Raw genomic sequence first — 10718 nt, 5'->3', positions numbered from 1 at the left:
GTCGCGGCCGGGCAAATTTAACTTCAGAGTTTTCTACCGGATCGATGTAATGAGACATTAGTGCTGGTTAGACCGGAACTATCTCATAAGACATGCGGAACGATGTCTCCGAACCAGACACTGCTGGGGGCACCGCGAAAGCCTTGAGGCGCCGAGTTTCTCGCCGCTTCAAGGCTTTTTGTTTACGCTAGGACTCACCATGCCCCCACTCCGGAAAGGCTTAACCATGTCACTTCCCGCCCCTTCCCGCACGTCCTACGCCCTCGTTACGGGCGCCAGCCAAGGCATTGGCAAGGCCATGGCGCAGGATTTCGCCGCACTGGGATATAACGTCATCCTTGTGGCCCGCCGCCGCGAGGTCCTGGAGTCCATCGCCGCCGAGCTCGAGCAGCGCCATAATATCGAGGCCATTGCCCTGCCGGCGGACCTAGCGATAGCTGACGACGTCGCCCGTGTGACCGAGACCATCGCCACCCGCGAGGTGTCTATTTTGGTCAATTCCGCCGGCATCGCCAGCTTCGGCCCCTTCATGGACCAAGACTGGTCGTACGAGACGACACAGTTCGAGCTCAACGGCACTGCCGTCCACCACCTCACGCGAGCCGCCTTGGAGCAAATGCTGCCTCGCCGCAGCGGCGCTATCTGTAATGTCGGCTCTGCCGCGGGCAATATCCCCATCCCTAATAACGCCACCTACGTTTTCACCAAGGCGGGCGTCAATGCCTTTACGGAGGCCCTGCACTACGAGCTGAAGGGCTCCGGCGTCTCGTGCACCCTGCTCGCCCCCGGCCCCGTGCGCGAGGCCACCATCGCAGAGGAAGACCAGTCGATCGTGGACAAGGTGGTACCGGACTTTTTGTGGACCACCTACGAGTCCTGCTCCCAAGAAACCATCGAGGCCATGCGCCGCAACCAGCGCCGCGTGGTGCCCGGCCCGCTATCTAAGGCGATGAATACCCTCAGCCAAGTGCTGCCCACCCCGGTGATTGCACCGCTGGTAGGCAGCTTCTACGCCAAGATGGGCTAGGCCCCGGCGCCTTCTAAGTCCTTGTCTTTGTTTTTGAGCACGCTGCCCTCGCCGCGTGCTCGTTTGCGCTCTACCCAGAAGTCCGCGTTCTTGATACCCAAAGCTTCTGGGTCGAACTGCGGATCCTTGCCGGCCTTCTTCTGCTTTTCATAGTCCTTGAGTGCCTTGATGGCGGGAACCTGCAGGAAGAGGATGGCGACGATATTGAGCCATGCCGTCGTGCCGACGCCGATATCGCCCAGCGCCCACGCCGCACCCGGAGTGGTGGTGGCGCCAACCACGACAGAAACAATAATCAGCGCGCGCAGGACCCAAATCAGACCACGGCGGGCCGTGCGGGAGCGGACCCAGCGGTTGAAGTAAGTCAGGTTAACTTCAGACATGTAGTAGTACGCTAGGACTGTCGTAAAGGCGAAGAAGGCAATGGAGACGGCAATGAAGGTTGGGCCCCAGCCGGCGAAGACGCTATCGAGTCCGGACTGCACGTAGCCAGGGCCGACCTCGACGCCATCAGGAAGCGAGCCGTTGTAGACCACTTCGCCGTCCTCGGAGCTGCCGCGGAAGACGGTGTACATGTCCGTAGAAATAATCATGAACGCGGTAGCCGAGCAGACGAAGAGCGTATCGACATAAACCGCGAAGGACTGCACGAAGCCCTGTTTAGCAGGGTGAGAGACCTCGGCGGCTGCAGCGGACTGCGGGCCGGTACCTTGGCCAGCCTCATTGGAGTAGATGCCGCGCTTAACACCCCACATGATGGCCGCGCCCAGCATGCCGGAGAATCCGGCTTCCATATTGAATGCGGACCTGAAGATGAGTCCGAAGACCTCCGGAATCTGCGAGAAGTTCATGCACATGACTACGACGGAAATCACGATATAAATGACTGCCATGAATGGCACGACAATGGTGGCGAAGGTCGCAATGCGCTTCACACCGCCAATAATGATGATGGCCAGAATGCCCGCCAAGACGACGGCTGCCCAGGTGGAGTTGATGCCCCAGGCGGTATCGGCCGCGGCGGCCACCGCATTGGCCTGGATGGCAGGCAAGAAGTAGCTGGTAGCCAAGATCATGGCGACGGCAAACACGATGCCGTAGACCACCATGAACGGCGCCGCCTTAGTGTGCTTGTAGGCCTTTTCGATGTAATAGGCGGGCCCGCCGCGGTACTCACCGGTGTCCTGGTCCTTCTCCTTGTAAATCTGCGCCAACGTACTTTCGATGAACGAGGTGGACGAGCCCAACAGCGCCACTGCCCACATCCAGAACACGGCGCCAGGCCCACCGAAGGCGATGGCTGTGGCCACGCCGGCGATATTGCCCACGCCCACGCGGCCGGAGAGCGAAACCATCAAGGATTGGAAGGAAGAAACGCCATCTGCGGACTTTTCTCCGTTAACGATCTGCTTGAGCATGTCCGGGATGCAGCGCACCTGCAGGCCGCGTGTCACCACGGTGAAATAAATACCCGCGCCGAGGCATAAAAACACCAAGACGGGGGACCAAATTACGGTATTGAGGGCATCGAGGAAGTTTGCCATCTGGTCTCTCCTAAGTCTGTCGCACCTCCCGAATGAAGAGCGATTAACCAGAGTATGCCCTAACTCACATCTTAGAGTGAGGCAAATCACCGATTAATTTTATGCAGTATAGTGCCACACTTACTGAAAGCTGGCGTTGTCCAGTAGCAATCGCCCCTCCAGGGCAGCCCGGCTCGTACCCCATACAGGGGTAAAAGCACGCGGGCGTAGAATGGGCCGCATGCCACATTCCGAGATAGCCGCAAAACACGACCGCCTCGTCTGGATCGATTTGGAGATGACCGGCCTCGACCCCGAGCGCCACGTCATTGTTGAGGTCGCCGCCGTCATCACCGATGGCAACCTCAACATCCTGGGCGAAGGCATCGACCTCGTCGTCCACGCCACCGAGGATGAGCTGGCACAGATGGATTCCTTTGTTACACAGATGCACGCTAAGTCCGGGCTGGATAAGGAAATCCGCGAGTCCACCACCTCCATCGGAGAGGCCGAGGATGCCGTACTCGCGCTCATCAATGAACATTGCGATCCTGAGCACCCCGCTCCCCTGGCCGGCAATTCCATCGCCACGGATCGCACCTTCATTCGTGCTTATATGCCGCGGCTCGATAGCGCCCTGCATTACCGCATGATCGACGTCTCCACCATCAAGGAGCTTGCCCGCCGGTGGCACCCGCGCGCCTACTTCAACCAGCCCGATAAGGGCATGGCCCACCGCGCACTGCAGGACATCATCGAATCCATCCGCGAGTTGGACTTCTACCGCCGCAGCGTCTTCCGCACTGACGAGGGCCCCACCTCCCCCGAGGCAGAGGAGATCAAGGCCGAAACCACCGCAGATTACCAGGCGTTTTTGTAATTTAGGCGGCGTGAGTTAACCTATATCTCGTTGCTTTCACGCAGCGATGGTGGCTGTAGTTCAGCTGGTAGAGCACCAGGTTGTGATCCTGGGTGTCGCGGGTTCGAGTCCCGTCAGCCACCCCAAGTGCCCGAGCCTTGCGCTCGGGCTTTTTCAGTTTTCCACCTACAGGCTCGCCAGCAGCTCCTCCGAACGTGCCCGACCGCCCACATCTGGCATGTCTCCGGTCACCACAAACTCGCTTACGCCCAGCCGCTTGCCGACGCCCCTTAGTTCCTCCCCCACTTCCTTCACCGTTCCCCACACGTCATGGGCGAGCGCTTCCTCAATGCGCCGGCGCTGCTGCCCCGTCAGCGCATCCATGTCCAGCTCTCCTGCAGGCCGCAGGGCCGCGAACTCGCCGGTGGATTGCGCGAGCACCTTGGCATAGGCCTCCGGTAGCAACAGATCACGGGCGGCCGCGGACGTATCGGCAACGGCGATATTGAGCGAGGAGATGATAGGTGGGGCGTCGGCAAGCGCATGCTCCCGATACACCCGCGCGGCCGCCTCCTGCGTGGCCACCGGACCACCCAAGATGACGCCGAGCCCCATCTTGGCCGCAACCATGGCCGAGCGAAAGCCCGCCAACACGTAGATCGGCGTGCCCGCATACTCCGGCCGCACCGTCACCGCTTCCTCGCCGCGCAGGTAGCGCAACAGCGTTGCCAGCTCCGCCTCAAAGCGCTGCTTCACCTCGGCTGGGTCGCCCTGGCGCAGTGCCCGCCGCACCGGGCCGGTAAAGCCGACGGAGGAGCCAATCCCAATATCGATGCGCCCGGGGTACAGCGCCTCGAGGAGGTTTATCTGCTCCGCCACCAAAAACGGCGGGTGATTTAACAGCATGATGCCGGCCGTGCCTACCCGAATGCGCTGCGTATGCGCCGCCACGTGGGCCGCCAACATCCCCGGCTGGCCCGCCGGAATTCCCGGCACGCCATGATGCTCGGCCACCAGAAATCGCCGGAAACCAAGCCTCTCCACGTGCCGGGCGTGCTCAGCCACCTGGTCCAACGGCCCGGCCGCGCCGCGGTCTAAAACAGAAAAGCGCATGGCCACCACTGTAGCCATGCGCTCATCGCCTGCGCCGCTCTCGGGCGCTACTGATTGGCGTCCGCGTTGCCCTTGGACCACTCGCCCCAGGACATATTCCAGTCACCTAGGCCATCCAGCGCATTAAGCGTTTCACCGTAGGTATTGAACACGCGCACCACGTCGCCGCGCTTCATGGTTTCCTGGAACCACTGTGCGGCCTCCGGCGTCACGTTAATGCAGCCGTGCGAGGTATTGGTATTGCCCTGCGCCCCTACGGACCACGGAGCGGAGTGAACATAGATGCCGGAATAGGACATCTGGGTAGCCCAGTCCACCATTGTGCGGTAGCCGCCCGCGGAGTGGGAAAGGCCGAAGGTCTCGGAGTCCATCAGCAGCTGCGGGTGCTCATCGCCAATGATGTATCGCCCATTCGGCGTATCGTACTGATAATCGCGACCCAACGAGACCGGGATGGCGCGCAAGAACTTCTTATTCTTGAAGACCTTCATGGTCTTGGTGGCGTTATCGATAATCGCCACGGTGCGGTCACCGATAGTGAAATTGGTCTTGGCGTTCTCGCCGCCGTAGATTCCACCACCCAGGTCCTTGCCGTACTGGTCCACCTTCACCTCAACCTTGGTGCCTGGCTCCCAGTACTCCTTTGGACGCCAGCGCACCTCCTGGTTGTTGACCCAGTAGAAAGCGCCCTTAACCTCAGGGTTGGTGGTGACAGTAATGGTCTTCTCGGCCGCCTTGCGGTCCGTAATCGGCACGCCGAAATTCACACCAATGACCTGGCCTACGCCCACCTCAGAGTCCGGGATCGGGGTAAGCGAGACCTCGGCAACGCCCGCTGCTTGCGGAGTGGAAAAACTGAGTTTCTTCTTGTTGCCATCCACATCGGAGGCCACGATGGAATAAGTGTGGTTATAGCCCAAGTCCTCCGCAGTAGACCACGTCTTGGCATCCTTGGAGAGCTTTTCTTTAACTTCCACGCCCATTTCATTGGTCATGGTGACGCTCTTGAGCTTGCCCGTGGTCTCCACGGTGACTGGCTTGGACGGATCTACATCCGTCGCCCCGTCCTTTACGGAGGCTACAAGGCCGCCTTTCTTTTTCTCGGACTCTTTGCCGCCGTCCCTGTCTCCATCCGCATGTGCGGCGGCGGTGGATTCTTGGTCGGCAGCCTGATTCTCGGCTGAGGAATCAGAGGAGCAGGAGGCGGCGGCTAGGGAAATGCACGCAACGCCTGCGGCCGCTACGAGACGGCGCGCGATAGGGAGGGAATTTTTCACTGAGTTGCCCTTAGACACGTAATTGCTGCTTTCAAAGACCAACATAGATTAGCGTCTCCCTTCGCCAATTACCAGAAGCCACTTCAGGCATTAACCAATTTGTTATACACCCTTCAAAAACCGCTTTGACCAGGCGATTTTACACTTTTAAAGAATGGCTGCTAGAGTATCTACTCGTTGCACAGAGAGCCACACGGCAGGAAGTCAACAATGCGCCATTAGCTCAATTGGCAGAGCAACTGACTCTTAATCAGTGGGTTCGGGGTTCGATTCCCTGATGGCGCACAATATAAATCTCGAGGCGTTGTTCTTAGAACGATACCTCGAGATTTTTCTTTTTACGAGCCAGTCCCTGTCACCGCGCTGCGCATGACTTATGTGCTCACAGCGCCAAGAAACCAGACGCCTGATGGCTCACCACTAAAACAGGGCCGGGTGATTACCCGGCCCTGTGCTATCTCACCCGCAACGGGGCAATGAGTGGAGCGCCGCCATGCTGGACGACGTCCGCCTCTACCCCATACACGCCCTCCACGAGCTCCCCCGTGAGAACGTCCGCAGGCCTACCTTGAGCGCGAATATGACCCTTTTTAAGCACCACCAGCTGGTCACACATGCGCGCGGCCAGGTTGATGTCATGGATGGCCACAAGTCCCAGGCTGCCATCGCGCTGCGCTTTGGCACGGACCTCATCCAAGACAAAGATCTGGTGATGGAGGTCGAGGGCGGACGTGGGTTCGTCGAGAAGCATGAGGCCTGGATTGCCCACCAGCATCTGTGCCACCGCCACAAGCTGGCGCTGGCCGCCAGAGAGCTCATTGAGGTAGCGCGAAGCGATCGCGTCCAGCCCCAAGGAGTGCAGCACCTCACCCGTGCGTGTAATCGGGTCTTCGCAGGCCTCCCGGCGCGCGGAAATCAGCACGGCTTCAAAGGCCCGCAGCGCGGCCGTGCTCGTAAGGTCCTGCGGCACGTAGCCGATAAGCTGGCGGCGTCGCTTGCCGCGCGGCGCCGTGCCATCGACGCGGAAATCCACCTCGCCATCGCAGCCGCGGTGCACGCCGGCCAGGGACTTGATAAGCGTGGTCTTGCCGGAGGCATTCGGCCCCAACAATCCCACCAGCTGCCCGCCGTGGAGTTTTTCCACATCCACGGACTCCAGCACGCAGTGCTTGCCATAGGCCGCACTCAGCCCGGAAATAGTCAGTTCTACGTCCACAGTGCCCTCCTTCGGGTCATAACGATGGCAATGAAGAATGGCACGCCCAGAAGCGAAGTAACGATACCAATGGGAATGGCCAGGCCCGGCTTAATCATCAGGCTCACCGCATGCGCGGCGCACATCACGGCCGCACCCGCCGCCATGGAGGCCGGCAGGAAGTAACGCTGGTCCTCGCCTACCAGCATGCGGGCGATGTGCGGGCCCACCAAGCCAATGAAGCCGATGATGCCTGCGAAGGCCACGGTCGTCGCCGCGACCAGCGAGACCACGATAAGCACCACTACGCGCAGGCGCGAGGTATTGATGCCCATGGCGGTAGCGCGGGCGTCGCCAAGCCGCAAGGCCGTCAGGCGCCAGCCCAGCACCCACAGGATAGGCAGGGCGATAATGAGCACGGCCGCCAGCACGCCATTGGCCGCCCAGTTGGCGCGAGTCAGAGAACCCATGGACCAATAGACAATCTGCTGCAGCGCCTCGGCCGAAGACCGGTATTGGATAAGCGCCAGCATGGCTTGGAAGAAGAACACCAGGCCGATGCCCAGCAGCACCATAGTTTCCGCCTTAGCGCCGCGAATAACGGCCGCAATCACGATGATCGCAGTGGCTACCGCGGCCGAAAGCCACGCCACCAACGCGAGATTGAACTGCGGCTGCGCAATCAGCTGCCATTTGAGCACGATGGAGCTGGCGCCGCCAAACGCGGCGGCCGCCGAAATGCCCAGCGTGAAGGGCTCGGCTAGCGGGTTATTAAGGATGGTCTGCATCTCCGCGCCAGCCATAGACAGCGCCATGCCAATGAGCACGGCCATCACGGCCATAGGCAGGCGCAGCTGCCATAGCACCGTGCGCGTCTGGTCATCCAGCCCCGCGGGATTGACTATGCCCTTCATAACCTCGCCCGGGCTGATATCGATCGCACCCACGAAGTTGCTGATAATAAAAGCCACGGCTGCGATCAGGGTCAGGCCCGCAACAATGCCGATGCGTTGCCACGTTAACTTCTTGTGCTGCCGCGCCAGCGCGGCTACCTCTGCGCCCTCCATTAGTTGGTGCTAAAGAAGGTTCCCTCGCCGGAAACCGGCGAGTACTTTTCTTGCGCATCCATCCACTGCTTGGCGACGTCCACATCGGCATACGCCTCCGGGTCAATCCACTCCGCGATCTGCAGCAGCGCCAGGTAATTAAACGGCGAATTATAGAATTGGTGCCACATGCTGTGGAAGTGGTGTTCCTTGACCGCACGCAGCTTATCGAAGCCAGCCTGCTTACCCGGCAGCTTAGCCACACTGCCCTTGGCTTCCTTTTCATCGATGCCGTAGCCCACTGCAGCGTATCCGACAGGGTGGCCTTCATCGTCCTTCATCTCAGACCAATCGCCACCGGTGGCGATGATCATATCCGGGTCAGATTCCAGGACCTTTTCCGGGGTGATCGTGCCAGACTCGCCCGGAATGACTTTATCGCCGACATTCTCGCCACCGGCCGCGTTGACCAGCTGGGAGATATTGGAATCGTTCCACGAACCACAGCAGTCGGAAACGCCGGCCGAACGCCAGACGAAGGTCTTTGGCTTATCCTTAACCTTCTCCGCGCGCTCCTCTACCAAGTCCACCGTCTTTTGCCAATCCGCGTTGAATTCCTCAGCGCGGTCCTCTTGGCCAAAGATCTCACCGAAGATGTCCATAGTCTTAGGCGTACTCTCCAGCGGGTCGCGGCGGAAGTCGGTGACCGCATACTTCAAGCCAGCCTGATCCATCTTGTCGGTCAGGCCAGCTTCGCGGGAGGCATCGTATTGATCCAGCGAGAGCACAATGAGGTCCGGGTCTAGGCTCACGAGTTTTTCTACGGTGACATCGCCCTTGGCAAAGCCGCCGATCTCTGGAACCTCGTTTACGGACGGCAGTTCCTTTTCCAGCGCCGCGTAGTAATCCGGCACGGTCTGTTTAAGATCCGTGCCAATGCCGACGACCTTGTCCAGCGGATTATCGGTATTAAGAACGCCGGTAGCAAAAAGCGATCGGCCCTCGCCCAAAATCACGCGATCGGGAGCCTTATCTAGTTCCACGTCACGGCCGGTGATATCGGTAAAAGAGAAGGCGGCATCGTCGCTTGCTCCGCCGGTTACTTCCTCGGCCGCACCGCAGCCGACCAGCGCCATTGCCGACGCCGCCACAACCGCCATCACTTTAAGGGGAGTATGAGCCATTTTCAGTCCTTGATCGTTGGATGCCCTCGCGGCTAACGCGAAGGGCCTTACATAGGACATCCTAACCTGACTAGGTAAGGTAACCCAAACCTAAACGGGTTCGCCGTTGATCGCGTAGTCTTCCGGCTCGCCCTTGGGCACCTTCGTACCGTCCGACATGGTGCGATCTTCTAGCTCTCCATCCGGATCCACGATGGCGATATCGAAGCCAGACTCGCGAATTCGGCGCAGCCCCTCCTTCAGCATGCGCCGACCCATGCGGTTCGTGCCCGTAATATGCGATAGCTCGAGCACCACCGTGCCCTCGCCAAAATCTGACTCCATCAGCTCGTACAAGATGGTCTCGGCCGCGTTGAAATTGATCAGGCCCTGCAGATAGATCACGGTCAGCTCCGCATCCTGCTCCACCTTGCGCACCGGGTTCACGCCATAGCGCTCGTCCGTAGACATCAGGTGCAGGCCCATGTCCTTCGACAGCAGCTTGAACGCATCCACCCCGCGCACTGAGTTGCCTTCCTTGTTCAGCCGCGGCGAGAATGTCGCCACGCCCAACTGGCCCGGCAGCGTGCCCAGCAGGCCACCCGAGACGCCCGACTTCGCCGGGATACCCACCTCGGCCATCCAGCGGCCGGCGCCGTCATACATGCCGGCCGAGCTCATCACCGATAGCGTCAACCGGCACACGTCCGCGTCTAAAATTTTGTCGCCCGTCACTGGCTGCACGCCACCGTTCGCCAACGTTGCCGACATCACGGCCAAGTCCCGTACCGTCACCACAATCGAGCACTGCTCAACATACGTTGACACCGCATCGTGCGCCTCGTCCTGGATGATGTCGTAGTTGCGCAACATGTGCGCCAGCGAGAGGTTGCGTTCGCTGACATCGAGCTCGGAGGCGCGCATGGCGTCGTCGATAAGCAAATCGCGCCCCGCCAGCCGCGAGAAATAGGTGCGCAGACGCTCCACGCGCGCGGCAGGCTCCGAATCCACGCCATTAATCAGCTGCGTGACCGCAATCGCGCCCGCATTAATCATGGGGTTGACCGGCCGGTGATCATCGCGGTTGAGCGAAAGCTCGTTGAAAGCCTCGCCCGAAGGCTCCATACCCACAATCTCGCGCACCGCGGAAAGACCAAGCTCCTGGAGAGCCAGCGCATAAACAAAAGGCTTGGACAAGGACTGAAGGGTAAATTCCACCTCATCATCGCCCGCAGAATAAACGTGGCCGGTGGTGGTGCACATCGCGGCGCCGAGGTATTCAGGCTCCGCCTTGGCCAGCTCCGGAATATAATCCGCCACGGCACCGTCGCGATTATCGCGCACCTTGGTGAGGATTTCCTGCAAATAAAAAGGGATTGGTGTCTTCATCCCAAGGCGGATTCTAGGGGTCGTTGCAACGATGATGGTTAGTTTGGTTTGATGCTACCGGTTTGTGTGAGGGCGTTGGTCATGACTTCGGCTGGGGTGCGCCAGTTGAGTGCTTTGCGTGGTTTG

General features: G+C 60.0%; 9 protein-coding genes and 2 tRNA genes. 4 read left to right on the top strand and 7 right to left on the bottom strand.

Features of this window, described 5'->3' with window-relative positions; translation table 11 throughout:
• The first annotated feature begins 226 nt into the window (after positions 1–226).
• Positions 227–1027, top strand: coding sequence for a mycolate reductase (gene cmrA / locus MHK00_RS11450; RefSeq protein WP_250411921.1), 801 nt, complete (start codon positions 227–229; stop codon positions 1025–1027).
• Here the strand turns inward: cmrA and MHK00_RS11445 are convergent.
• Positions 1024–2571: an alanine/glycine:cation symporter family protein gene (locus MHK00_RS11445; protein WP_250411918.1), complete on the bottom strand. Its 1548-nt coding sequence runs from the start codon at positions 2569–2571 to the stop codon at positions 1024–1026. The two genes, cmrA and MHK00_RS11445, sit on opposite strands and share 4 nt — an antisense overlap.
• Before the next feature lie 211 nt (positions 2572–2782).
• Here MHK00_RS11445 and orn point away from each other — a divergent pair, with 211 nt between their 5' ends.
• Together orn and MHK00_RS11435 are read left to right on the top strand one after the other, a co-directional pair.
• A complete protein-coding gene (orn, locus tag MHK00_RS11440; protein ID WP_250411916.1) occupies positions 2783–3430 on the top strand; it encodes an oligoribonuclease in 648 nt (215 codons plus the stop codon).
• A gap of 49 nt (positions 3431–3479) precedes the next feature.
• Positions 3480–3555: transfer RNA gene (locus tag MHK00_RS11435), tRNA-His, on the top strand.
• A gap of 40 nt (positions 3556–3595) precedes the next feature.
• On the opposite strand, the gene MHK00_RS11430 is transcribed toward MHK00_RS11435, so the two are convergent.
• Positions 3596–4540 (bottom strand): MsnO8 family LLM class oxidoreductase, encoded by a 945-nt coding sequence (locus MHK00_RS11430; protein WP_250411913.1) that lies wholly within the window; start codon positions 4538–4540, stop codon positions 3596–3598.
• Positions 4541–4569: 29 nt separating this feature from the next.
• Entirely contained in the window at positions 4570–5841 is a 1272-nt protein-coding gene (locus MHK00_RS11425) for a L,D-transpeptidase (RefSeq protein WP_436232081.1), read from the bottom strand.
• Between the two features lie 170 nt (positions 5842–6011).
• Here MHK00_RS11425 and MHK00_RS11420 point away from each other — a divergent pair.
• Positions 6012–6084 (top strand) — tRNA-Lys (locus MHK00_RS11420).
• A gap of 169 nt (positions 6085–6253) precedes the next feature.
• Here MHK00_RS11420 and MHK00_RS11415 read toward each other — a convergent pair.
• The 4 genes from MHK00_RS11415 to MHK00_RS11400 form a co-directional block, all read right to left on the bottom strand.
• A complete protein-coding gene (locus MHK00_RS11415; RefSeq protein ID WP_250411908.1) occupies positions 6254–7015 on the bottom strand; it encodes an ABC transporter ATP-binding protein in 762 nt (253 codons plus the stop codon).
• Positions 7006–8061, bottom strand: a complete 1056-nt coding sequence (locus MHK00_RS11410) for a FecCD family ABC transporter permease (protein WP_250411906.1) — start codon at positions 8059–8061, stop codon at positions 7006–7008. Before MHK00_RS11410 ends, MHK00_RS11415 begins: the two co-directional genes overlap by 10 nt.
• A complete protein-coding gene (locus tag MHK00_RS11405; protein WP_250411904.1) occupies positions 8061–9224 on the bottom strand; it encodes an ABC transporter substrate-binding protein in 1164 nt (387 codons plus the stop codon). Before MHK00_RS11405 ends, MHK00_RS11410 begins: the two co-directional genes overlap by 1 nt.
• A gap of 90 nt (positions 9225–9314) precedes the next feature.
• The gene (locus tag MHK00_RS11400) at positions 9315–10592 is read right to left on the bottom strand and encodes a glutaminase (protein WP_250411901.1); all 1278 of its coding nucleotides are present in this window, start codon (positions 10590–10592) and stop codon (positions 9315–9317) included.
• Positions 10593–10718: the final 126 nt, after the last annotated feature.

The sequence above is a fragment of the Corynebacterium tuberculostearicum genome, assembly GCF_022347385.1.
In the GTDB taxonomy this organism is placed as follows: domain Bacteria; phylum Actinomycetota; class Actinomycetes; order Mycobacteriales; family Mycobacteriaceae; genus Corynebacterium; species Corynebacterium tuberculostearicum_M.
This window is presented reverse-complemented; position numbering and strand designations above follow the sequence as displayed.